General features: G+C 55.7%; 22 protein-coding genes. 9 read left to right on the top strand and 13 right to left on the bottom strand.

Features of this window, described 5'->3' with window-relative positions; translation table 11 throughout:
* Positions 1–29: 29 nt before the first annotated feature.
* The 5 genes from ABIE63_RS11460 to ABIE63_RS11440 form a co-directional block, all read right to left on the bottom strand.
* Positions 30–920 carry a branched-chain amino acid ABC transporter permease gene (locus ABIE63_RS11460; protein WP_354504614.1) on the bottom strand — a complete coding sequence of 297 codons (891 nt, stop codon included), beginning with the start codon at positions 918–920 and terminating at the stop codon, positions 30–32.
* Positions 921–999: 79 nt separating this feature from the next.
* A complete protein-coding gene (locus tag ABIE63_RS11455; RefSeq protein WP_183416222.1) occupies positions 1,000–2,211 on the bottom strand; it encodes an ABC transporter substrate-binding protein in 1,212 nt (403 codons plus the stop codon).
* 49 nt (positions 2,212–2,260) lie between these two features.
* Complete coding sequence (locus tag ABIE63_RS11450) at positions 2,261–3,007, bottom strand: ABC transporter ATP-binding protein (protein ID WP_183416467.1); 747 nt, start codon at positions 3,005–3,007, stop codon at positions 2,261–2,263.
* Complete coding sequence (locus ABIE63_RS11445; RefSeq protein WP_354504613.1) at positions 3,000–3,767, bottom strand: ABC transporter ATP-binding protein; 768 nt, start codon at positions 3,765–3,767, stop codon at positions 3,000–3,002. The genes ABIE63_RS11450 and ABIE63_RS11445 overlap by 8 nt, the downstream gene beginning before the upstream one ends.
* Positions 3,768–4,306: 539 nt before the next feature.
* Entirely contained in the window at positions 4,307–4,942 is a 636-nt protein-coding gene (locus tag ABIE63_RS11440) for a TetR/AcrR family transcriptional regulator (RefSeq protein WP_354504612.1), read from the bottom strand.
* A gap of 242 nt (positions 4,943–5,184) precedes the next feature.
* Here ABIE63_RS11440 and ABIE63_RS11435 point away from each other — a divergent pair, with 242 nt between their 5' ends.
* The 6 genes from ABIE63_RS11435 to ABIE63_RS11410 all read left to right on the top strand — a co-directional run bounded on the left by ABIE63_RS11435 (position 5,185) and on the right by ABIE63_RS11410 (position 10,446).
* The gene (locus ABIE63_RS11435) at positions 5,185–5,751 is read left to right on the top strand and encodes a carboxymuconolactone decarboxylase family protein (RefSeq protein WP_354504611.1); all 567 of its coding nucleotides are present in this window, start codon (positions 5,185–5,187) and stop codon (positions 5,749–5,751) included.
* A gap of 373 nt (positions 5,752–6,124) precedes the next feature.
* Entirely contained in the window at positions 6,125–7,609 is a 1,485-nt protein-coding gene (locus ABIE63_RS11430; RefSeq protein WP_354504610.1) for a SulP family inorganic anion transporter, read from the top strand.
* Between the two features lie 13 nt (positions 7,610–7,622).
* Positions 7,623–8,465 (top strand): universal stress protein, encoded by an 843-nt coding sequence (locus ABIE63_RS11425; RefSeq protein WP_354504609.1) that lies wholly within the window; start codon positions 7,623–7,625, stop codon positions 8,463–8,465.
* Positions 8,466–8,570: 105 nt separating this feature from the next.
* Positions 8,571–9,623, top strand: a complete 1,053-nt coding sequence (locus ABIE63_RS11420) for a hypothetical protein (RefSeq protein WP_354504607.1) — start codon at positions 8,571–8,573, stop codon at positions 9,621–9,623.
* A 41-nt stretch (positions 9,624–9,664) separates the two neighbouring features.
* Positions 9,665–9,964: a hypothetical protein gene (locus ABIE63_RS11415; protein ID WP_354504606.1), complete on the top strand. Its 300-nt coding sequence runs from the start codon at positions 9,665–9,667 to the stop codon at positions 9,962–9,964.
* Positions 9,965–10,170: 206 nt separating this feature from the next.
* Complete coding sequence (locus ABIE63_RS11410; RefSeq protein WP_183416214.1) at positions 10,171–10,446, top strand: DUF4242 domain-containing protein; 276 nt, start codon at positions 10,171–10,173, stop codon at positions 10,444–10,446.
* Positions 10,447–10,501: 55 nt separating this feature from the next.
* Here ABIE63_RS11410 and ABIE63_RS11405 read toward each other — a convergent pair whose 3' ends face one another.
* The 5 genes from ABIE63_RS11405 to ABIE63_RS11385 form a co-directional block, all read right to left on the bottom strand.
* On the bottom strand, positions 10,502–11,512 hold the full coding sequence (locus tag ABIE63_RS11405) for a fatty acid desaturase (RefSeq protein ID WP_354504605.1): 1,011 nt from the start codon (positions 11,510–11,512) through the stop codon (positions 10,502–10,504).
* Between the two features lie 241 nt (positions 11,513–11,753).
* A complete protein-coding gene (locus ABIE63_RS11400; protein ID WP_354504604.1) occupies positions 11,754–12,851 on the bottom strand; it encodes an ABC transporter ATP-binding protein in 1,098 nt (365 codons plus the stop codon).
* Positions 12,852–12,861: 10 nt separating this feature from the next.
* Positions 12,862–13,659, bottom strand: a complete 798-nt coding sequence (locus ABIE63_RS11395) for an ABC transporter permease (RefSeq protein WP_183416212.1) — start codon at positions 13,657–13,659, stop codon at positions 12,862–12,864.
* Between the two features lie 13 nt (positions 13,660–13,672).
* Positions 13,673–14,851, bottom strand: a complete 1,179-nt coding sequence (locus ABIE63_RS11390) for an ABC transporter permease (RefSeq protein WP_354504602.1) — start codon at positions 14,849–14,851, stop codon at positions 13,673–13,675.
* Positions 14,852–14,924: 73 nt separating this feature from the next.
* Complete coding sequence (locus ABIE63_RS11385; RefSeq protein WP_354504601.1) at positions 14,925–15,956, bottom strand: ABC transporter substrate-binding protein; 1,032 nt, start codon at positions 15,954–15,956, stop codon at positions 14,925–14,927.
* A 266-nt stretch (positions 15,957–16,222) separates the two neighbouring features.
* On the opposite strand from ABIE63_RS11385, the gene ABIE63_RS11380 reads away from it, so the two are divergent.
* The gene (locus ABIE63_RS11380; RefSeq protein WP_183416209.1) at positions 16,223–17,770 is read left to right on the top strand and encodes an aldehyde dehydrogenase; all 1,548 of its coding nucleotides are present in this window, start codon (positions 16,223–16,225) and stop codon (positions 17,768–17,770) included.
* Between the two features lie 52 nt (positions 17,771–17,822).
* On the opposite strand, the gene ABIE63_RS11375 is transcribed toward ABIE63_RS11380, so the two are convergent.
* The 3 genes from ABIE63_RS11375 to ABIE63_RS11365 form a co-directional block, all read right to left on the bottom strand.
* A complete protein-coding gene (locus ABIE63_RS11375) occupies positions 17,823–18,641 on the bottom strand; it encodes a GntR family transcriptional regulator (protein ID WP_354504600.1) in 819 nt (272 codons plus the stop codon).
* Positions 18,642–18,717: 76 nt separating this feature from the next.
* Entirely contained in the window at positions 18,718–19,467 is a 750-nt protein-coding gene (locus tag ABIE63_RS11370) for a hypothetical protein (protein WP_354504598.1), read from the bottom strand.
* Positions 19,464–20,666 carry an NAD(P)/FAD-dependent oxidoreductase gene (locus ABIE63_RS11365; RefSeq protein ID WP_354504597.1) on the bottom strand — a complete coding sequence of 401 codons (1,203 nt, stop codon included), beginning with the start codon at positions 20,664–20,666 and terminating at the stop codon, positions 19,464–19,466. The genes ABIE63_RS11370 and ABIE63_RS11365 overlap by 4 nt, the downstream gene beginning before the upstream one ends.
* 163 nt (positions 20,667–20,829) lie before the next feature.
* Here ABIE63_RS11365 and ABIE63_RS11360 point away from each other — a divergent pair, with 163 nt between their 5' ends.
* Positions 20,830–21,387: a hypothetical protein gene (locus ABIE63_RS11360; RefSeq protein WP_354504596.1), complete on the top strand. Its 558-nt coding sequence runs from the start codon at positions 20,830–20,832 to the stop codon at positions 21,385–21,387.
* A 170-nt stretch (positions 21,388–21,557) separates the two neighbouring features.
* The gene (locus ABIE63_RS11355; protein ID WP_354504595.1) at positions 21,558–22,835 is read left to right on the top strand and encodes an aminotransferase class III-fold pyridoxal phosphate-dependent enzyme; all 1,278 of its coding nucleotides are present in this window, start codon (positions 21,558–21,560) and stop codon (positions 22,833–22,835) included.
* Positions 22,836–22,856: the final 21 nt, after the last annotated feature.

Genomic DNA, 22,856 nt, shown 5'->3' with positions numbered 1-22,856 from the left:
GGTGTCCTGCTTAGACGACGCTATATCGGTCATGTCCGAGGCCTCCCAAAAAGTCCATGCGGACGCAACACCAAGACGATTGCCATAAGCACAAAGACCACCACCGCAGACCCTTCAGGGTAGAAGGTCTTGGTCAAGCCTTCGATGATACCGACTCCCAGGCCTGTGATAATGGACCCCATAATAGACCCTAATCCACCGATTACGACGATGGCGAAGACAACGATAATCACCTGCTGCCCCATCAGCGGACTAACCTGATAGATCGGCGCGGCGAGAACGCCCGCGACCCCGGCCAGTGCGACGGCAAACCCAAACGCCATCGTCATCAGCAAAGGCACGTTGATACCGAAGGCGCGCACCAATCGCTGGTTCTCGACAGCGGCCCGCAGGTAGGCGCCAAAACGGGTGCGCTCTACCAGGAACCAGGTCCCGAAACAGATAATAAGCGAGGCAATGATAACCCAGCCTCGGTAAATCGGCAGGAACATGAACCCGAGATTGTAGCCGCCGCTGAGAACATCGGGGATAGGATAAGGCTGACCGGAAACGCCGTACCCATTGCGGAAAAGGCCCTCGATAATCAGCGCAAGGCCGAATGTGAGCAATAGCCCGTATAGGTGATCCAGTTTGTAAAGGCGGCTCAACATGGTTTTCTCCATGAGAACGCCCAGCGCCCCCACGGCGATAGGCACCAAGATCAAAGCCGGCCAATAACCAATTCCCAGATAGTTGAGCAGCATCCAGGCTACGAACGCCCCCGTCATATAAAGAGCGCCGTGTGCAAAATTGATAACGTTCAGCATGCCGAAAATCACGGCAAGACCAAGGCTCAGCAACGCGTAAAAAGAGCCGTTGATCAAGCCAAGCAATAGCTGTCCGAAGAGTACGGCGGCGGGCACGCCCAGCAATTCTTGCATTCCATCGTTCCTCTACTGGAAAAGCGGCTCCCGGAACGACTGTCTGTCATCCCGGGAGCCCCTCATTTCCTCGCTCTGATTAGCCTTTGATGAGCGGGCAACGGCTTTCGGACAGCGGCTGGAAAGCCTGATCCCCGGGGATCGTCCTCAAGATGTTGTAGTAATCCCACTTACCGGTCGACTCAGCAGGAGTCTTCACCTGTGCAAGATACATATCATGCACCATTCGGCCGTCGTCGCGGATGGTACCGTTCGTTGCGAAGAAATCGTTGATCGGCAATTTCTTCATCTGATCGACAGCGGCCTTACCGCCATCGTCATTGGCTTCTGCCACAGCCTTGAGGTAGTGCGCCACGGCAGAGTAGACGCCGGCCTGGACCATGGTCGGCCGCTGGCCGTCCATGCGAGCAGCAAAACGATCCGCAAAGGCGCGGGTCTCTTCGTTCATGTTCCAGTAGAAACCGGTGGTCAGAGTCAGGCCCTGGGCCACGTCCAACCCCAGAGCGTCAACGTCAGTGATGAACATCAGCAAAGCCGCCAGACGCTGCCCGCTTTGCGTGATGCCGAACTCGCTGGCCTGCTTGATGGAGTTGGTGGTATCGCCACCGGCATTCGCCAGTCCGATAACCTTGGCGCCCGAACCCTGTGCCTGCAGCAGGTAGGAAGAGAAATCAGAGCTGCTGAGCGGGTGACGGACCACACCGAGGACCTTGCCACCGTTTTCCTCGACAACGTTCGAAGTATCCTGCTCCAACGAATGACCGAAAGCGTAGTCGGCGGTAAGGAAGAACCATGTGTCGCCGCCCTCCTGAACCATCGCCTTGCCGGTACCGATCGCCAGGGCATAGGTATCGTAGGAGTAATGCACACCCGTTGCCGCGCAATCCTCATTAGTCAGGCGCGTGCTCGCCGGGCCGCTCATCAAGAACGCCGTATCTTTTTCAGCCGTCACCTTCTGGACCGCCAGAGCGACAGATGATGTCGGCACGTCTACGATTACGTCCACGCCGTCAACGTCGATCCACTGACGCACGATGTTGGATCCAATGTCCGGCTTGTTCTGGTGGTCGGCGGAGACGATCTCAATCGGCATGCCGTTGACCGTTCCACCGAAGTCCTCTACCGCCATTTTGGCGGCTTCCACCGATCCCGGGCCGCCCAAGTCCGTGTAGAGACCGGATTGATCGTTGAGAACGCCGATTCGGAGCACGCCATCGGAAATATCGGCGTGCGCCGAGCCTGCCGCCAGGGCAAATACCGCGCCCAACAATGCTGTCTTTCCTAGTCTCATGAGAATGCCTCCTTGAATGATTGATAATTGGGTCATCGAGACCGTGGTCTTAGACCCCGAGATAGTCGTGCAGTTTTTCCAGGTTTGCCTTGACGTCGCTATTCGCGATTTCGTCGATGACGCGACCGTGCTCGACGACGTAATGGCGATCAGCCACGGTCGCTGCGAAATGGAAATTCTGCTCAACCAGCAGAATGGTGAAATCTCGGGCTTTCAGGCGCCGAATCGCTTCGCCAATTTGCTGAATGATAATGGGCGCCAGTCCTTCCGTTGGTTCGTCCAACAGCAAGAGCTTTGCCCCTGTACGAAGAATGCGTCCAATCGCCAGCATCTGCTGCTCGCCGCCGGACAGCTTCGTTCCAGAACTACGTAACCGTTCCTTCAGGTTGGGAAAGAGCTCGTAAATCTCCTCCACCGACATGCCACCATCCCGAATTTTCGGTGGCAGCATCAGGTTCTCTTCTACATCCAAGCTAGCAAAGATGCCGCGCTCTTCCGGGCAGTAAGCTATGCCACGGCGCGCAATCTTGTCGGATGAAAGATCAATAATTTCCGTACCGTCAAATTCAACACGGCCCTTGCGTTGATCGACCATGCCCATGATCCCGCGCAAGGTCGTAGTCTTTCCGGCCCCATTGCGGCCGAGCAAGGTCACGACTTCACCCCGATTCACGGTAAAATTCATGCCGTGCAAAATGTGTGACTCGCCATAGAAGGCATGTAAGTCGGCAACGCTTAGCAGGGTGTGCTTGGGACTAGTTTGGATCGTGGCTGTTTCGCTTGCGGCCTCAGGCATCGACATTCCCCATGTAGGCTTCCCGGACCCGCGGGTCTTCTGAAATGGCTTCGTACTTCCCTTCTGTCAGTATCTCGCCGCGCTGCAAAACCGTGATGCAGTCCGACAGATTGGCGACAACATCCAGGTTGTGCTCAACCATAAGAACCGTGCGGTTTGCGGAAAGGCGTTTGATTAGAGCGGCAACACGTTCGATATCCTCGCGCCCCATGCCGGCCATCGGCTCATCCAGCAACATAACCTCTGGATCCAGAGCCAACGTCGTTGCGATCTCCAGGGCCCGCTTGCGACCATACGGAAGTTCAACGGCCAGCGAACCCGCGGCATCCTGCAAACCGACATCCTCCAGCAGCTCAAGAGCGCGGTCGTTTAAACGGTTGAGGATGGTTTTGGGACGCCAGAAATGGAATGAAACTCCAACTGGCCGCTGCAACGCGATGCGAACGTTTTCCAGCACCGTAAGGTGCGGAAAAACGGCGGATATCTGAAACGACCGAACCATGCCCTGACGCGCGATATCTGCGGGCGGAGTCCGCGTGATATCGCGGCCATTGTAGTGGATATGCCCGGCGCTCGGGTCGAGGAACTTGGTAATGAGGTTGAAGACTGTGGTTTTGCCTGCCCCGTTCGGTCCAATCAGTGCGTGGATCGTATTTCTCCGGACTTTCAGCGAGACATTGTTGACTGCGACGAATCCTTTGAAGCTCTTTGTTAGCCCTACGGTCTCGAGAACAAAATCGTCCGCGTTGGCGTTACTCAATACCCGGCACCCTCCTGCTCAATGTTTATTCGGAGCCGAAGCCCCCTGTTTTCCCCCTCCTGTAACACCAGCGTTTCCTGAAACACGCGGCCGGCCCTCCCTCAAAGACCGACAGACACGAACAAGGGCGCAAAGCGGATCTTCCTCCCCTTTGCAATCCGAACCCGCCCCCGCTTTCACAACGCCTTGGTGGTAGCGTGGCCCGCACCATCGCTAATAACTCGCCTACATAGGTATGCTATTATTCGATACCAGGGTTTCGCATTTCCATTTTGACAGGAGGTTTGCAATTAGTCCACGCGCCATAGTCGCGATAATTCGTCGCATTTTTGCACGCCGATTCATAGAAAATCATTAAAGGATACCACACTTTATACCACCTTTACGGCATTCGAATGGCCTTGATGGCAATAACAATCACGCGTTGACAGCACGAACTCTAAACGCCGTTCCAGGGTTGGGGTTAAGATCACGAGGCCCCGGCAAACCTAAGAGAACCCCACAGGCGACATAGGCCGCAATTCAATCCGATGAACCCATCAAGGCGATTCGGAGAAACCATATTGTTCGAGGAAGTTTTCGCAAAGATCCCAAAGCTGCGATTCATCGCGCACCACTTTGGAAAGCGTGTTCAAACCGATCAGAAAGGCAACGAAGGATTTGCTTGCCGCCTTGAGGTCGGCGATTGGGGGAATCTCCCCCTGTTCCACTGCTTGGCTCAAGAGCCGCTCAATAACTTTTGTCCCGTTGCTGACCGCTCGCTCTAAGTATCTGTCGACCTCGCCCTCGAGGTTGCCCATTTGTCCAAGCGTATTGACGACAAGGCACCCTCTTGCCTCTGGATCTTCGATTCGAGCGCGACAAATATTCCGAAATACCTGTCTGACTGCTGGAACGACTGCAACCCCTGCGGGGATGTCCGCCAGCGCACTGTCCGGCGCTTCGCGGCGATAAACGTCCAGCGCTTCCTTGAACACCGACTGACGGTCACCGAAGGAATTGTAAAAGCTGGTACGGGTGATCGACATGACTTCGGCCAGATCTGTAACCGAAACCCCTTGATATCCACGGCGCCAAAACGCGTCCAGCGCCTGCCGGACCGCCGTTGCCCGATCAAACTCCAGCGGTCTGCCCCGCCCTCGGTGCGCGCGCTTTATCGTGGAATGGTCCGGCATCGTGAATCAGCGAAACGTCGCCGCCTACGCAGTTATAAAATCATACAATAATGTACAAAAACCCCTATGTCGCGTCAAACGCCATTGCTTGCTTAGGAACGTTCCCTTCAAGAACCGCAGAATATCAGTCAATTGGCCATCATTTATTTTTGTGCATTTATGGCTAAAAATAATCTTGACCAGCGTTTATTTTTAGACATCATTGAACATAATATGTTTCCAAATCACTTATGAGGTTTCTAATGTCGCGATTTACCATTCACACCCCGGAGACAGCACCCAAAGCTTCCCGGGCAACCTTGGAGCAGATCAAGCAGAAGTATGGTTTCGTACCAAACTTGGCTGCTGTCTTCGCAGAGGCCCCGGGAACCATGAAAGGTCTCCTTGGCCTACTCGGCGCCTATGATTCCGATGACATCGGACTTACACAAGCCGAACGGCAGATCGTTATGCTGGCGGTCTCCGTTAAGAATAGGTGCGAGTACTGCACAGCGGCCCACAGCATGCTGGCCAGCATGAACGGCTTGAACGCCGACGATATTGAGAACCTTCAAGAGGGCGCCCCGCTGGACGATTCGAAGCTGGAAACGCTCCGTCGATTTGCCGAGACATTGACCGACAAACGCGGTTGGGCAGACGATTCGGACATCAATACTTTCTTTGCTGCCGGCTACACGAAGGCCAACGTTCTTGATGTCATACTCGGCGTAGCGGTGAAAACCCTCACCAACTATGCCAACCACGTGGCCAAGCCACCTGTCAATAAGCAGTTTGCGCAATTCCTGCCAAAGTGGGCAAAAGCCGCTTGATCCTTCGGTAGGCACGGTCGACCTGCCTGCGTAACGCTTCAACGAGTCCTGCAGTGATACACCAATAGTATCAATCGACCCCTGGGGGGTCAGGCAGATTGAAGCGAGCGCAAGCAGGTCGTCCCCTGGTATGTCGCAAATATCCGAAACATCGAAACGACCTTCATCGGACAGGGCCTGCTGCAAGGAGCATAGCCGCCATGCCGCCACAATAATCTCTTCGCACTTGCAATATAACGCCTGATTGTCTACGGACTGCCTGCTTCGATTGCGTGTTGGGCACAAGCCCCTCACACCCTATATGGTTCCCGCATTGGTAATCGCCTTTGCCAGGAGGCCATTTTACCTTTCCGTTGCAGGCAGCAAACTATTGATGAAAACCGCAGCTACGCTTCGCCGCGATTGGCTATCTAATCCGCGCGGCGATATCCTCGCTGGGCTGGTCGTCGCCCTCGCCCTGATTCCAGAGGCCATTGGCTTTTCAATCATTGCCGGTGTCGATCCGCGCGTCGGACTCTATGCGTCCTTCTCAATCGCGGTGATCGCTGCGCTGGTAGGTGGGCGTCCCGGCATGATCTCCGCAGCAACCGCCGCAATCGCCGTTTTGATAGGCCCGTTGGTGCGCGACCATGGTGTCGACTATCTATTCGCCGCCACGATCTTGATGGGCCTGCTGCAAATCGGCGCCGGCTTGCTGAAGGTCGACCGATTGATGCTGTTCGTCTCGCGATCTGTCATCACCGGGTTCGTCAACGCGCTGGCCATTCTGATCTTTCTAGCGCAGTTGCCGGAACTCACCGACGTGACCTGGGTAACCTACGTGCTGGTGGCTGGCGGCTTGGGCATCATCTACGGCGTTCCCCGGATCAGCAAAGCCGTTCCCTCACCCCTGATCGCCATCGTTGTCCTGTCGACCCTGGTCATTTGGCTGGATCTCCCGGTCAACCGGGTGGGCGATATGGGTGAGCTTCCGACGTCCATTCCTTACTTGCTGCTCCCAAATGTTCCTCTGACATTGGAGACCCTGCAGATCATTCTCCCCTACTCGATCACGATGGCGGCTGTTGGCCTGCTGGAATCGATGTTGACCGCGCAGATTGTCGATGATCTGACCGATACACCCAGCAATAAGCAGCGTGAGGCAATGGGCCAGGGTGTGGCCAATTTTTTCACGGGCTTCTTGGGCGGCATGGGCGGTTGCGCAATGATCGGCCAGTCTGTGATCAACGTTAAATCAGGAGGTTTCACGCGCCTTTCTACTTTTGTTGCGGGCGTATTCCTGCTGTTTCTCATCGTCGTATTGGGACCATTGGTGGCTCAAATTCCCATGCCTGCCCTCGTCGCGGTGATGATCATGGTGTCCATCGGGACTTTCAGTTGGTCTTCGATCAAGGATCTACGGACCCACCCCTGGCATTCGTCCGTCGTCATGATAGCTACCGTCGTTGTCGTGGTGTGGACCCATAACCTGGCGCAAGGCGTCTTGGCCGGCGTGTTGCTGAGCGGCATCTTTTTTGCCAGCAAGGTCCGTCGGCTTTTCGCGATCCAGTCGACATTTCTTCCTGATGGCTTCACCCGTCGATACCGGGTATCTGGCCAAGTGTTTTTTGCTTCGGTTGACCGCTTCGCCAGTGCCTTCGACTTCAAGGAAGTCCTAGACGCTGTCGTCATCGATGTCAGTCAGGCACACTTCTGGGACATCTCCGCCATTGCGGCACTGGACAGGGTTGTCATGAAATTCCGCCGCGAAGGCACCACAGTCAAACTGGTCGGCGTTACAGAAGCAAGCGCTGCAATGATCGACCGTTTCTCCTTGTATGAAAAGCCGGGTGCAGTCGATGAATTCGCGAGCCACTGATGGGATGCCGGACATGAAAAAGATACTCGCCTGTATCGACGATTCACTCTATGCGGACAGTGTTAGCGATCACACGGCCTGGGCTGCCGCACGGCTTGCGGCTGCTATCGAACTTCTTCACGTCATTCAACGCAATGACGCTGTCGCCGCGCGTCATGATCTCAGCGGGGCCGTCGGCTTGGGCGCCAAGAGCGCGCTTCTGGAAGAACTGGTTTCAATCGACGAGGCGGAAGCCCGATTGGCGCGCGAACGCGGCCGCCTGTTACTCCAGGCCGCCGAAGAACGTATCCGCGCCAAGGGACTGACCCGGATTGCGACGCTCCAGCGTCATGGCGGGATCGTGGAAACGGTAATCGAGCGCGAAAGCGACGCCGATATTATCGTGATCGGCAAACGCGGTGCCTCAGCGAACTTTGCCAAGGGGCATCTGGGCAGCAAGGTGGAGCGCGTTGCGCGGGAAAGCATGCGCCCGGTGCTGGTGGCCTCCCGGGCCTTTACCGAACCGAAAAAGGCATTGGTCGCTTTTGACGGCGGCCCCAGCGCACGCAAGGCGGTGGAGTTCATGGCCGCTTCCCCGCTTGCAAAAGGACTGGAGTGCCATGTAGTGATGGCAAGCACTGCTGAGTCGACCAGCCAGGTGGACCTATCTTGGGCTGCCGAGCGCCTCCCCTCGGCGGTCATCCGCCGGATAAGCGGCGCTAAGGAAGAGATCATCCGACGCTATGTCAGTGAGCAAGACATTGGCCTGTTGGTAATGGGTGCCTATGGGCACTCTCCCCTTCGGAGCCTCATTCTGGGCAGTACCACGACGGTGATGATGCGAAGCTGCCTGATTCCAGTCCTGCTGTTCCGGTGATCGCTGCAGCTGATATAGTCGAACGGAGTAAATCAAGATTCCTGTCCTTTCCTCGACGCTCGAGGAAGCTGGCATTCCTGCTGGATTTGTGGATCGAGGTGCGGCTTGGCGATCCTTTTGCGCGTAATCTTCTTACTCCTGATCGGCTGCGTTTCCGCGCTGGGCCTCGTCCTGATAATACCCTTCGTAAAAGAGGGTTCGTCATGGGGCGACATGCCGATTCTCGCAGGGATGGTTGGCGTGGCCTTGCTCCTTGGGCTTGGCTGGTGGCTGGCTGTGGGTCGATCCTTGGCCAAGGCGATGATCGGTTGGCTCATCCTTTCCATCCCCTTGATCGCGCATGGCAGCGCAATGGTGTCGCTTCTGCTCGCACGATACGAAGGCTGGCGCCTTGCAGATACGGTGGAGATCAGGAACTACAAGGAAACGCCGATCCTATGGCCCGGGTTTGATGGTCCGATCGGCCTGGAAGTAACGCTAGAGCTGCATCACGCTGCCGGAATCAAAGCCTTGATCCTGTCCCCTGAAATCAGAATGGGTCCGGTGCTGAGCGTCTCAAGAGAAAAGCTTTCCGCCAGCCAGACGAGCGGCAGCGGGTACCTGAAGAACAGCTACCTCGACCGCCCCCTTGGCAACCTCACGCTATTAAAGTCGGTGCTCTTCCAGAAAGTCTTCGAGAACCCGGTGGCCGAGAGCCCGAACGAAAAGTGGCTGTCATCCCGCCGCTTTTCCGAATCCGAAGTGACGCCGCTTGCCTATGCTCTGCTTCCGGGAACCGTGGACTATCTTCCCGACCCCAAGCAAATTTGCCTCAACAGTAGAAGCTATGGCATTGCGCTTTGCACCGCGGAACAAAAGCCGGAGATGGGCTGCGCCTCAAAAAACTATTCGCCTGTCACTGATCCTATCTACAACCTCGGATCGAACCTCTCGGCGTTATGGATAGCTGCCGGTGCCTACGACATGACTGCCGATCTCAGCAGCAAGCTTGATGCGATTTTGCGACACGAGAGCATCCTACAGGGCAAACCCACGGAGTGGACCGAAATCCAAAAGCGCCTGGAACCAAAAGGCTTGGCGGCGGCCGGTTACCGCCTGTGCGCGCCCGGGCCCGACTCTCACACGGCCTTCAGGACCTGTTACTGTCTGGATGACTAAACCGGGGAACGCTCGAACATTAAAAACAGGAGGAGCCGCGGTTGGGGTTTGCTATTATCCTAAGTACCGTCATTGGGCTGACCGCACTTGCCTTGTCCTACCCCTTTTCCCGTCGACGCCGCTGGATAGCGCCAGTCCTGGCTTGCTTGGCCTTCACTGTCAGTCTCGCCTGGTTTCTCATGCCTGTTTGCGTTTTGATTCCGCCGGAAGACATCGCCAGCTTTAATCCGCCGATCGAAACCAGAACCGAAACCGGGATACTCGGTCAGCGTTATTTTGAGGAGCGCAACGGAGGCTGGTTTCACTGCAAGGCGAGAATTGCTCGCAAGCTATTTTTCTGATGCGTCAGGTTGGTTGCCCTCTACAGGTCATGTGCTACGCTCGAAAACATTCATGGACAGTAATCAGAACAAAGCCTAGTTTTTCTTCGGCTCGATTTCTCGTACCCGTGTCGGCCCTGCGGTTTCTCATTTGATATTGTTTGGGGGCGGGTTTTTTTCGTCTATATTTTTTCCTTCAACTCGGCCTGTAACAAGGAATCTGAACAATGCATATGTTCATGATAGAGCGTGAAATCCCTGAGGTTGGCACTTTCAAACGCGAGCAGCTTCAAGGTGCTGCAAGCAAATCCAATGAAGCGCTGCGCCAACTCAAACCAAAGATTCAATGGCAATATTCTTACGTGGCGGGGAACAAAACTTTTTGCGTTTATCTCGCCGAAGATGAAGCGGCAATTCACGAGCACTCCAAGCTTTCCGGGTTTCCCGCAACCAAGATCACGCCAATCTTACGGATCATCGATCCAACAACCGAACACAACTGATCGGCGTCCATAAGAGCGGGCGATGATATAGGCGCGCGTCCAGGAATAGCTGAGACTACGCCGCTCCTGACGTGCGCCTGAATGGCACCATGCGCCTCAAATGCTCGTCCCAAAGCGCAAAACGCCCCTGACGTAAACCACTCCAGAACGTAAGAACCGGGGCCTCGCTCATAACAGGGTTGGCATCGTGACATTCCTGCAGCCGGTAGTTCGGAATGTGCGGATTGAGATGGTGCACATGATGGAATCCGATGTTTCCGGTAAACCACTGTAGCGGGCGCGGCAGCTTCAGGTGGGATGAACCTAGAAGCGCCGCCTGGTTGAAGTTCCATTCATCATGCCGCACCCAGTAGCTCTGCTCGAAGCGATGCTGTACCGAAAACAGCCAGACACCAATGATGGAGGCAATCACCATTATCGGCAATTGGACGGCTGCAACGCGCTCAAATCCGATCAGCAATCCCAACACCAGCACCATCGCAACCAGGGCAATGTCTGTGATGAAGACCCCTCGCCTCTCCCGTCGCCAGGATTTCGCAGTATCAAAGGGAACCCTGTAAAGCAGGATAAAGACAAATGGCGGCAGAAGAATGTTGGATACGATCGGGTGCCGCCCGAGGCGATAGAGCCACCTTTGATGCCTGTTGAGCGCCTCGTATTCGGCCACCGTGATACAGGACGAGTAGATATCGGCACCGCTTTGGCGCCTGTCGAGGTCGTTCCAGATACCGTGATGACCGGCATGCTGGCGGCGCCAGCTTGCGTAGGGAGCCAGTGTCACCAGACTGCAGCAAACACCAACGAAAGAGTTGGCACGCCTGGATTTGAAGAAAGAACCATGACCGCAGTCATGTTGGATAATAAAGATTCTTACCAGGAACCCGGCTGCAACAACGGCTAACGCAGGGACAAGCCAAAAGAACCAGCCATATGCAAGATACATCGCCACGCATACGAAAAAGAATCCGCCAAAAGAGCTCGCTATCTGGCTAATGCTCCGCGCAACCTTTGGCGTTCCGTAGGGCGCGGTCAACGCCCGCAAATCGGCGTCAGGCTCGATCTTCAACGACGACGGCGCCTTAGCGCTCGAATCGCAGGGCTCAATTCCAACAAGTGGGGATTTGCTATCCACAACCCATACCAAGCCCTCGTGCGAGGGCAAAACCACTAACAGAGACGACTTTCAAGCCAACATCTAGCTCGATAAGGTCACAGTCTATCATATAAGCATGAGCGACGGGTTTTACCTTGTGCGAATCTTCGAGCGCCCGGCAGGTCGATGGCTAAGAGCCTATCCAATCGTGTCTTTACGCCTCTGCCCGAAAGGCAAGCATGCCTGCTGCGGCCCAACCGACCGTCACGCTGTCGCCTGCACTGTAGGACTGACGGGATTCCTCGAAAGGTAACTTCGATACAATCGGCCCGAGGGCTTCAACTCGTAAGCTCAAGCGCAGATGGTCGCCATGAAAGATGACACCTTCCACCGTGGCTTGGAATCCATTCTCTACCGCCAGTTGGCGGTCGATATGCATACGTTCCGGGCGCGCCATGACCTGGACCCTGTCGCCGCGCTGTAACGGTTCGTTTGCAATCGCACGCACAACAGCACCTCCACTGTCGCAACGAACGGTTACTTCATCGCCGTTTCGCTCAAGAACCTCTCCATGGAATGTATTGTTCTCACCCATGAACGAAGCGACGAAGGCATTCTGCGGCCTGTCATAGACTTCCGTCGGAGGGCCAATATGCTGGATGCGTCCCTCGTTGAAGACCGCGATCCTGTCGGACATGGTCAGCGCTTCCGTCTGGTCATGTGTCACATAGAGCATGGTGATCCCGAGATCATCATGGATCTTCTTGATTTCAATCTGCATATGCTCGCGCAGTTGTTTATCCAGCGCGCCCAGCGGCTCGTCCATCAAGACCATCCGAGGATTGAAGACCAGAGCGCGCGCCAAGGCCACGCGCTGCTGCTGGCCACCGGAGAGTTGCTGCGGCTTGCGGTCCGCCAGGTGCCCCAGCTTCACGATATCCAGCGTTTGGCGCACCCTTTCGGCGATCTCAGCGCGGGGAAACTTATGCATGCGCAATGGAAACGCGAGGTTCGCCTCCACTGTCATATGCGGAAACAGCGCATAGTTCTGGAACACCATGCCGAAATTGCGTTTGTAGGTAGGAACGTCGACCAAAGGTGTGCCGTCAAATAGGATTCGACCCGCACTCGGCACTTCAAAGCCGGCCAGCATCATTAAGGTCGTGGTCTTGCCGGAACCTGATGGTCCCAACAGAGTCAGGAACTCGCCCCGGGCAATCTCCAGGTTCAAGTTTTCGACGACCTTCACTTTGCCGTCATAGGTTTTGCTGACATCGTCAAAAACGACGAGCGCACTTTCGGCCTTGACCATCAAAACTCCCTCAGGACGGTGACTTGCCCAGCTTCGTCCGCTCACCGGCTCGGCGAACGGTCTCGGTAATGAACAAAAGAATGAACGACAGAACGACCATCACGACAGCAGCCGCGGTGATCGTCGGACTTAGGAACTCGCGCAAACCAGCGAACATTTGCCGCGGCAAGGTGAACTCACCGGGGCTGGTGATGAAGATGGCAATCACCAACTCGTCGAACGATATAGCGAAGGCGAAGATGGCTCCGGCAACGACGCCGGGCAGGATCATCGGCAGCACGATTTCATAAAAGGCCCGGGCTGGTGGCGCTCCAAGCGATAGCGATGCACGCAACAGGTTCATGTCGAAGGTCTGCAATGACGCCAGCACGGTAATAACCACATACGGCGACGCTATGATCGTATGTGCGATGACCAACCCCCAGAGGGAATTCGCCAGCCCCACCAGTGAGAATGCCAGGTACATGGAGGCGGCGGTCACGATCAACGGCACGACCATCGGCAACGCCAGGGTACCGACGATGATCTGTTTCCCCGGAAACTTCGCCATATTGATACCGAAAGCCGCCAGCGTCCCCAGCAACGTCGCTGCAAACATTGTTGCGAAACCAACGACAAAGCTGTTCTTGGTCGCCAGAAGCCACCGCTCGCTGAGAAAGAAATCCTCATACCACTGAAGCGAATAACCGGGCGTCGGCAAGGTCAGGATATTGCCGGACGAAAACGACAGCGGGAAAATCACGAAAATCGGCGAGACGAGAAACAGCAGCACAAGAACTGCAAATATCGGCACGGCAAAGCGCATCATGACCTCGCCCCCCTCAAGCCTTGATGGTGCCGCCAAGCCCAGGAACGAGCTTGCGCGTCACGGCGACGGAAATGGCGGTAAAAAGAAGCAGCAGGAAAGCAAGTGCCGCAACCATTCCCAGATTGATCGTCTGGTTCGCGAAGAAAGCGATGTAATAGCTGACCATTTGGTCCTGGAGCCCGCCAACCAATGCCGGCGTCACGTAAAAGCCAACCGAAAGCATGAATACGATCACGGCGCCGGCGGCGACACCGGGCATGGTCATCGGCAGATAAATGCTGACGAACTGCCGCCACGGGGGAGCGCCCAGGGACGCTGCGGCCTTCAGATACTCGCTGCGTTGGCGCTTCATTACGCTGTAGAGCGGCAGAATCAAGAACGGCAACAGGACGTGAACCATCGCGACATAGACGGCAAATCGCGTGAAAATCATATCGACCGGCTCGCTGACGATCCCGGCACCCAAGAGCGTTGCATTCACTGGTCCCTCACGCTGAAGCAGGATGAACCAAGCGGTTGTACGCACCAGAATGGACGTCCAAAAGGGAATCAACACGAAAAGCATCGCGTAACTCGCGGCCCGATCCGACAGGCTGGAAATGAAGTAGGCCGTTGGATAGCCCAAAAGCACGCAAAAGACCGTCACCCAGATGCTGATGACGAATGTGCGCTCGAACAGGTCGAGGAAGATGGCCTGATCGTCATCCACTGAGACGATCTGGCCGCTCGATGCAATCCGCAGGTCGAGCGCTCGCAAAAGGTAAGAGGCGGTAAAAGGGTTCGAATGAGCCTTTATGAGGCGCCAAATCCCCGGTTCACCGAACTCGGGCACCCTCTCGGGCAGGCTGACTGAATAGGGCGCGCTCAATTCCGGAGCCGCCCTGCGCGCGCTCAAAAGAAGGGTACGTGCACCGTTCTCCTCGAAGTTCAAGCGCCGGGTCATTGAACCAAACGTCCGGTTCTCCCGGCTTGTTGTCATATCTTCCATGAAGGCGACGAAGACACCCTCGTCCGGCACGGCGCGGCCGTCCCACTGAGACAACAAAGCCGTTGTTCGTGGCAAAGCCGCCGTCACCTGAGGATTATCGATCGCCTTCAACAACGTATAGCCAATCGGCAAAATAAATCCCGCCATAACAAGCGCAAGCAAGGGGGCGATCAAGAGCAGAGAGATGCGGTTGTTGCGGGACATGGCAGACCTATGCTGCAGGCAAAAAAATCGGGGCACCTCGTTACGAAGGTGCCCCGACCCAGACTTGTCAAGTTTACTGAGCGGCCCAGGAGGTGAACTTGGCTTCAAGATCGTCGCCGTTGGCGATCCAGAATTCCGTGTTCAGGAACAACCCTTCGTCACTGTGATTCAGAACCATGCCGGGGTTGGCTGCACGCACCTCGGCATTCTGGTTAACACTGGCGTTCGCCGGAGAGATCGGCCAGACCGATGCCTGAGAAAGCAAGGGCTTTTCATCCGTGATCCAATCGATCATCTTCATCGCTTCCGCCGACATCGGAGAGCCTTCGACAACGGCCCAGTAGTCGATGGAATAAAGCAACGTATTCCAGCTCATGGAATAGTTCGCACCTTCGGAATTTGCCTTGATGACACGACCCGTGTAGGCGAACGCATAATCCACCTCACCGCTGCCGACTAACTGCAACGGCTGTGCACCGGATTTCCACCAAGTAATGTGCTCTTTGATTTCATCCAGCTTGGCAAAGGCACGATCAACGCCACCGGGCGCTGACAGAACGGTATAGACTTCCGACGCCGGAACGCCATCAGCCATCAAAGCGGCCTCCAAGGTCATTTTCGGCCCTGTGCGCATGGCGCGCTTGCCGGGGAACGTCTTCACGTCCCAAAACTCGGCGAAAGTCGATGGACCGTTTTCGTGGCGTGCCTTATCATAGAACAGAGCCGCACCCCAACCGGTTGCGCCCACACCGCACTCGTGCACGGCGCCGTCAATGAACTTCGACGCATCAATGACGCTGTAGTCAATCCGCGCAAAGACGCCATCCTCGCAACCACGAAGCAACTCAGGCGCCTCAACCATGATGATATCGGTGGTTACATCCCCGGCTTGAACCATGCCGTAGATCTTCGCCATTTCGCCGTTGTACACGTCATCGCTGACTGGAACGCCGGAAGCGGCTTCGTAGGCTTCGAATAGATGTTCGCGCGCGCTATCCTGGTAGCCGCCGCCGAAACCCACGATCATAAGGTCGCGCGCCGCAGACACCTGCGGAGCCAGGGCCGCCACCAAGGCGACAACTGTTACTTTAGCTATGGTTCTCATACTTCTTTCCCCTGTCATTGCTATGAAGGCTTCTGGTCGCGTCCCGGGACATGACGGTCTTGCAACCAGTCTCGATACCATGATTAGCAGTTAGTATTAATGATAATACCTTAATACTTTTTTGTTTGGGTGCAAATTTTTCTTTCAACATTATGCGACGGAAAATGTATGAAGGGGGAGGTTCCTAGCGCGAGTTAGGCGTTGCAATGCGTTTATCGCATTGTATTATAATAGCTACTTTATAACATTTGGACCAATTCGACATCATGGCTCAGTCCCCTCTCCCGGCACCTTCGAACACAGACATCAAGCCCACGGCGGTAAACAGTGATGGGCTCGTCAGCTACCAACTCTATATCAACGGTGAGTTCGTCGCACCATGCAAGGGCGCGGCGATTCGCAGCCAGGACCCGGTGACGGGCGAGGATTGGGCGGAGATTCCCCGCGGAACGCCGGATGATGTCGATCGCGCCTGTCAGGCAGCGAAAGATGCCTTTGAGAACAAAGCATGGCGCGGTCTCACCGCATCTGCGCGCGGCGCCTTGATGAGGAAGCTCGGCGACCTGATCACCGAGAATGCCGATTGGTTGGCTGCCGTAGAGATGAAGGATAACGGCAAGCTGATCGCCGAGTTGGGCAACCAAATGCGCTATATGGCCAACTACTACTATTACTACGGCGGCTTGGCGGACAAGATAGAAGGCGCAACCATTCCAACGGATAAGCCGGGTGTCTTGAACTACACCCGTTATGAGCCGGTCGGCGTCGTGGCCTGCATCATGCCATGGAATTCCCCCCTCCCCTTGACCAGTCTGAAGCTGGCGCCCGCGCTAGCCGCCGGCAACACTGTTGTGTTGAAGCCCTCGGAGTTTACGTCGGCATCGCTTCTGGAGTTCGTTAAGCTCGTGGAATTGGCTGGCTTTCCCAAAGGGGTCGTGAACGTGGTCACCGGCTACGGAAACGAGATGGGCAATGCCCTGGTCTCACACCCGCATGTCGAACGCATCGCCTTTACCGGGGGCCCGGAGGCCGGACGGATCATCAACGAACAAGCCGCACGTTCCATGAAGCGCGTGACCATGGAACTCGGTGGAAAGTCCCCCAACATCATCTTCGAGGACGCGGATCTTTCGAAGGCAATCAAAGGCGCTGTCGCGGGCATTTTCGCCGCCTCCGGCCAAACCTGCGTCGCCGGTTCCCGGCTCTTGTTGCAACGATCCATCCACGATGCATTTTTGGATGAGCTCGACCGTTTCCTCGATGGTGTCCGATTTGGCCATCCGTCCGACCCGGAAACGCAGATCGCGCCGATTTCCACGGAACCTCAGATGCGTAAGATTCAGGATTACGTCCAGATCGCCATCAACGACGGCGCTCGCCTCGTGCGTGGCGGCAAACGCGCTGTCGTGGAAGGCTACCCGAACGGCCTGTTCTTTGAGCCAACGATTTTCGCCGACGTCGATAACTCTATGCGAATTGCCCAGGAAGAAGTCTTCGGCCCCATCCTCGCGGTCATTCCCTTCGACGACGAGGATCATGCGGTGGCGATTGCCAACGACATACAATTTGGGCTGGCGGCGGGGATCTGGACTGAGAATCTCGCCCGCGGCATTCGAATGTCAGAGCGCGTCCGTGCAGGCACCATTTGGGTGAACAACTATCGCTCGACCAGCACCACCTCCCCCTTCGGCGGCTTCAAGATGAGCGGCATCGGTCGCGAAGGCGGTATCGCGGGAATGATGGAGTATCTTGAACTCAAGAGCGTTTGGCTATCGACCGGAGTTGAGATTGCCAACCCCTTCACGCGCCGCTGAAAAGCAACGAAGGTACCGAAAACATACCGCTGCGCAGGGATTTCGGCGCAGTTTACGCTGTCGAACTGGACACCCAGCGCGGCGCTTCTCCCAAAGTGGCTTCGCGGTAAAGCGAAACCTGATACTCAAAGCTGTCCGGCCGATAGAAAACCTGAATAGCCTCGATAAGCCTATTGCTTGAGTCACGTACCAGGCGTCGTACGGTGACAAGCGGCTCCCCGACATTGATGCCGAGTAAACCGGCAATCTCCGGCGTGGCAGCGACCGCCGTCAGACGCTGATCAACATGCTTGGCTATAGCCCCTTCTGCCTCCAAAAGCGCCATGATCGTGCGGTTGCTCAGGCTTTCGACCGACAAGAGGTTGGCTTCCGGATAGGGTACGTAACAAACCGAATAGGAAAAACTCTGCGATGCCGTGCTGCGTACGCGCACAACCTTGAGCATCGGGCCGGCGTTCTCGCTTCCCGCGGCCGTAAGCACCCATTCCGGCGGCTCGGCCGGCGCATACTCCAGTATCCTGACAGACGTTTCTTCCTCGAACGCCTTTATATTCTCAGTCAGGCCGCTGAAGTTCGAGCTTTCAGATTTTTTAATCGCAGACGGGTTGGCAAAAGTTCCCCGGCCGCGCTGGCGAACGATCATATCCGCCTCGCCCAGAAGCAACATCGTTCGCCGGATCGTTACACGAGATACCCCAAAGCGCTTTGCCAGTTCCTGCTCGCTTGGCAGCGCCACCCCATCGGGATACTTACCTTCCGTTATGTCCTTGTGCAGCACTAGGTAAACGCTGAAATACAAGGGGATAACGTCCGAAATCGAACGTTCCTTAGGCGTTTTTGCGGGGTTATTCGTGGAACGCGTGTTTATCATGCGGGCACAGTATCCCCAAAGATTTCTGCCGTCTAGTTTGACATAGCCTGCCGGTTGAGCAGGAAAAATCGTCCACTCAGAGCGACAGTTCCGGCGCAACCTCGGCCAAACACGGCGCCTCGGCAACCTTCAAGCGACGCAGAAGCCACCAGGCTGCGCAAAGATTGGAGGAAAGCAACGGCTTTCCAGTCTTACCCTTAACCTCGCGGATCGCCGGAATGGTCAACATGCCGGTACCGCTAAGCACGACTGCGTCTGACTTCTCACCCGCAATCCGCGTCAAAGCGCCGGCAACCTCCTCGGTGGTCAGGTCGTAAGCACGAAACTCCTCTGACATCTTCAGGGTTTTCGCCACCGCAAACCCTTGCGCCTCCCAGAATGCGACGGAAAGCGCCGTCAGCCAGTCTGGATAGGGTGATACCAAGGTGATGCTTTTTGCCGACGTTTCTTTCAAAGCTTCCGAGATTGCCTTGCTCGCCGTGCCGACTGGCTTACCCAAACTGTCGGAGAGACGGCGGCACTGCGCATCATCGCCGTCCGGGTTCAAACGGTAAGACGGCCCTGTCAGCCCAATCATCAAGGCGTCGATGTTGATTGAACCGAAATCCCGAATGTGTTTGTCATAGAGTCCCAAGTAGGCGGCGTTGCGGCCGTCCAAATCCTTGTCCGGCATTTGCGGAAAACGAGAAAAGAAAACCCCAACATTGGGTGGCAGCAAGAACCGCGTTTCAGGCTCGACCGTGGGGTTGGACGGAGGCACCAGCACAGCGACACGATGCGTAGGATTCATAATGGCCGGAGGGATCGAAGGGCTGCTGACACTCATCCCCTTGTCCCCTCTCGCGCCGTGTCCTTGACCTTCATTCGGCTGGGCGAAATGTCGATCATCGAACTCCCGAGCAGATATTCCCGAGCCTTGATTTCGTCGGCGGCAACATCGGTGATGTAGGCAAGCCACTCTTCCTTGCCCACCACGTTCCGATCCGTTCGCGGCAACAATTCGTCGCGCGCTACGCGCAGTCTCTCCTGCTGTGCCTCTTGCACCTGATTATGGGATCCTGTTTGGATCGCATTCTCGATTGCCGCGGCCAGTATGTAGGCATCGTGAATCCCGCAGTTCATGTTCATCCCGCCGCGGGTATTGGTCAGATGGACCGCATCGCCGGCCAAGGCGATCCGGCCGACCAAATTGGTTTCCGCAAGCATTTTGCTGGCACTGTAAATATCCGTACGGATCACATCGACCCTGCCTTTACACGCGGGAATGAATTCCTCCAGTACCTGTGAGTACCATTCCGGCTTCATGACGGTTTCATCGCTAATCCCGTCGGGCACGCGGATGATAACCCGCCAACAATCGGGCATTTCCAATAGGCTTATGGAGCGATGATCGTCGGTGTAGAGATAGGACACCCCGGCCACGCCAGGTAAAAACTCATTCAGGTCATCACGCACCATAAGCCGGAGCACCCGACCCGGATAATCTTCACCTGCAAAGGATAACCCAAGCGAGCCGCGCACGACACTATGGGCGCCATCCGTGCCAATCAGGTAAGAACCTTGATACTTTGAACCATCCTTCAGTTCGGCCCAGGCCCCATCTGCGTCGGTCCCAACTTTCACAACCTCAGCGCCAAACCTGATCTCCGCCAACCCGGTATCCAACGCGTTCTTGAGAAGCAGTGGCGTGATCGCCGATTGCTCGAGATGCATTCGAAAGGGGCAGCGCGTATCATTCGCGAGAATGCCCTGGTTAAACTCTGCAAAGACCGTGCCGTCGACATGACGGTATTGGATTCGATCCGCAAGACATCCTTGCTGCAGCATTTGGTTGAGCAAGCCGAGTTCTTCCAATATCTCCAGCGTCGGGGGATGAAAGGTTGATGCCTTGGAGGCGGTATTGAGCTGCTCCCGTCGTTCGAGAATAAGGCAGGGCACGCCACGTCGACATAAAACCAATGCCGCGGTCAGTCCGACCGGCCCCGCGCCGCAAATCAGCACTCGAGAGTTAGCCTTTGATGTCATGAACAATTTGCCTCGCCGGTAAAGTGGGCGCGGGCCCCGGTACCGGCCTGCACTTAATATGTATCTAGTATGATACTAAATACATTTTTGGCTGTCGAGATCGAACTTGCGGAACATGGCCTGAGGTTTATGATTGAGAAATACCATAAAGGTTAAAAACTGCATGTACGAAACTGACAGCTACAACCTATCAATTGATAAAATTACTGTTGATGAGTCTGCCCCGGACAAGGCGGAAGGACGCTTGGTTACCGTTTCTTACAGTGGCCGCCGGATGCCTTCGGAGGTTTCGGTTGTTCTCAAAAGTAACGAGATGCCGGATATCCTCGATTGCTGTCAGTCGATTTCAAATGAAATCTTCCGCAGTGAGTTTGGCTTTAATTCATCTGTCAGCCTTAAGTTTGAGCTTAAGGACGACAAGGGGATTTCCATCTGGCATACCTCGCCGAACACCTACCTCCGATGCCCACTCAATCTCACCATGAACTGGTCCTGCGACCATCTCAAAAAGTATATCAAGTCGTATGTCACACTGGGTATGATCGAAGTTCCCGATGAGTACTTTCTGGAGGGCAATCGACTGCGCACACCCGACGCGGTCGCCCTCGTGATGGATGCAATGGCCAGCGGTATTGAGTTCATGGGAAGCATGTTTTACATGCGCGACCAAATGGACCATGACCGGCAAGTCGTCGAAAAGGCCGCCACGGCTAAATCTTAATTTTAATCCGAGCCTCACAGTTTCCCCGGTGGATTGTTGGGGTTTGATGGAATCAGCTACGCTGTCGACCACTAACGCGACCAGCGAGGCTGCCCTTGTTTTCCGATTTGCATTAATGATAATACTTTAAGACATTACGCTAGACACAAAGCCGTACCACAGAGGCGCCGTTGACCAATACAAAATCTGCATTCGATTATGGCAAAACCTACCGGGAGCGGGCACTAAAGACGCTGGGCTACGGCGCCTCTTCGACGCCGCGCGGTAACCAGAAACCCGCGCCAATTGTGACAAAACAAGGTAGAAACGCCCATATCACAGATCAAACCGGCGTGCGTTTCATTGACTACGCTCTTGGCTATGGGCCTTTGATTCTTGGGCATAGCCCCGCTTGTATCATGGACGCCTTGACCCATGAGTTGTCGCTCGGCCTACGTACCGCCTCCATCCATGAAGGTGAAGCAGAGTTGGCGGAGTTGCTCTGCGACACCCTGCCCTGCGCGGAGATTTCCGCCTTCGTCAACAGTGGGTCGGAGGCAAATCACCTGGCACTCCGGATTGCGCGGGCTGTCACGGGCAGGAATCAGGTCATCAAGTTCCGCGGCAACTATCACGGTTGGTTGGACAGCCTCTCCTTTGGCAACGATGTTTCCAGCGACGGTCCGGCAACGCTGGGCCAGGATACATCAGCCGCGCAGTCTTTGACCTTACTTGATTGGGGCGACGCCAAAGCTCTAGCTGACGCAATCACAACGGAACATGCCGCCGTAATCCTGGAACCCGCGGCGATCAACGGCGGGTGCATTGCCCCACCTGCAGGGTTCCTGGAAGAAGTGCGCGCCATTACCAAAAGCCACGGCGTCATACTGATATTCGATGAAGTGATCACCGGATTTCGCCTGTCTCTGGGCGGCGCCCAGCAAACCTATGGCGTAACACCAGACATCGCCGTGATTGGCAAAGCGATGGGAGCCGGCGTACCCATCTCGGCAGTCACAGGCTCGGCTGCCGCCATGGAGCCCCTTGCTACAGGGCGTTTGCTTCACCGTGGCACATTCAACGGGAATCCTTTGTGTGTCGCAGCGGCCATTGCCTGTATCAAGTATCTCCGCAACAACAAGGATTGGCTTTACGACCAAATCGACAGCATGGCCGAAGATCTCCGTAGTCACTTAAGCCAGGCCGCTGCCGAGCAAGGAATTGCGTTGAGCGCTTCTCGCGTCGGATCGGCGTTGCAAGTGTTCGTCAACACGCCTCAGGTACAATCGCTTGCAGATACGGCGCTGGTGGACCGGAAGGCAACAGCGGCTTTTGCAGAAGAGCTACTCATCCGCAACGTTCAGATCATACCGCGCGGTTTGATGTATCTTTCGGCTGCTCATAACGACGCCGACATCGAGGAAACCAAATCCGCTATGACGGCCGCGATTTCTGCAGTTAAATCATGATAACGGGTCCGTAAGCGGAAC

The sequence above is a fragment of the Limibacillus sp. MBR-115 genome, from assembly GCF_040549425.1.
GTDB classification, from domain to species: Bacteria; Pseudomonadota; Alphaproteobacteria; order Kiloniellales; family CECT-8803; genus Limibacillus; species Limibacillus halophilus.
Note: the sequence above shows the minus strand (reverse complement) of the source record. Positions and strands in the feature narration are given on the sequence as shown.

Excerpts from the sequence above, each read along its gene's own strand:
- ABIE63_RS11430 (WP_354504610.1), top strand. The coding sequence starts at position 6,125 with ATGAAAACCGCAGCTACGCTTCGCCGCGATTGGCTATCTAATCCGCGC.
- ABIE63_RS11390 (WP_354504602.1), bottom strand. The coding sequence starts at position 14,851 with ATGTCCCGCAACAACCGCATCTCTCTGCTCTTGATCGCCCCCTTGCTT.
- ABIE63_RS11365 (WP_354504597.1), bottom strand. The coding sequence starts at position 20,666 with ATGACATCAAAGGCTAACTCTCGAGTGCTGATTTGCGGCGCGGGGCCG.
- ABIE63_RS11440 (WP_354504612.1), bottom strand. The coding sequence starts at position 4,942 with ATGCCGGACCATTCCACGATAAAGCGCGCGCACCGAGGGCGGGGCAGA.
- ABIE63_RS11400 (WP_354504604.1), bottom strand. The coding sequence starts at position 12,851 with ATGGTCAAGGCCGAAAGTGCGCTCGTCGTTTTTGACGATGTCAGCAAA.
- ABIE63_RS11435 (WP_354504611.1), top strand. The coding sequence starts at position 5,185 with ATGTCGCGATTTACCATTCACACCCCGGAGACAGCACCCAAAGCTTCC.
- ABIE63_RS11455 (WP_183416222.1), bottom strand. The coding sequence starts at position 2,211 with ATGAGACTAGGAAAGACAGCATTGTTGGGCGCGGTATTTGCCCTGGCG.
- ABIE63_RS11395 (WP_183416212.1), bottom strand. The coding sequence starts at position 13,659 with ATGATGCGCTTTGCCGTGCCGATATTTGCAGTTCTTGTGCTGCTGTTT.
- ABIE63_RS11375 (WP_354504600.1), bottom strand. The coding sequence starts at position 18,641 with ATGATAAACACGCGTTCCACGAATAACCCCGCAAAAACGCCTAAGGAA.
- ABIE63_RS11380 (WP_183416209.1), top strand. The coding sequence starts at position 16,223 with ATGGCTCAGTCCCCTCTCCCGGCACCTTCGAACACAGACATCAAGCCC.
- ABIE63_RS11450 (WP_183416467.1), bottom strand. The coding sequence starts at position 3,007 with ATGCCTGAGGCCGCAAGCGAAACAGCCACGATCCAAACTAGTCCCAAG.
- ABIE63_RS11425 (WP_354504609.1), top strand. The coding sequence starts at position 7,623 with ATGAAAAAGATACTCGCCTGTATCGACGATTCACTCTATGCGGACAGT.
- ABIE63_RS11370 (WP_354504598.1), bottom strand. The coding sequence starts at position 19,467 with ATGAGTGTCAGCAGCCCTTCGATCCCTCCGGCCATTATGAATCCTACG.
- ABIE63_RS11410 (WP_183416214.1), top strand. The coding sequence starts at position 10,171 with ATGCATATGTTCATGATAGAGCGTGAAATCCCTGAGGTTGGCACTTTC.
- ABIE63_RS11385 (WP_354504601.1), bottom strand. The coding sequence starts at position 15,956 with ATGAGAACCATAGCTAAAGTAACAGTTGTCGCCTTGGTGGCGGCCCTG.
- ABIE63_RS11360 (WP_354504596.1), top strand. The coding sequence starts at position 20,830 with ATGTACGAAACTGACAGCTACAACCTATCAATTGATAAAATTACTGTT.
- ABIE63_RS11460 (WP_354504614.1), bottom strand. The coding sequence starts at position 920 with ATGCAAGAATTGCTGGGCGTGCCCGCCGCCGTACTCTTCGGACAGCTA.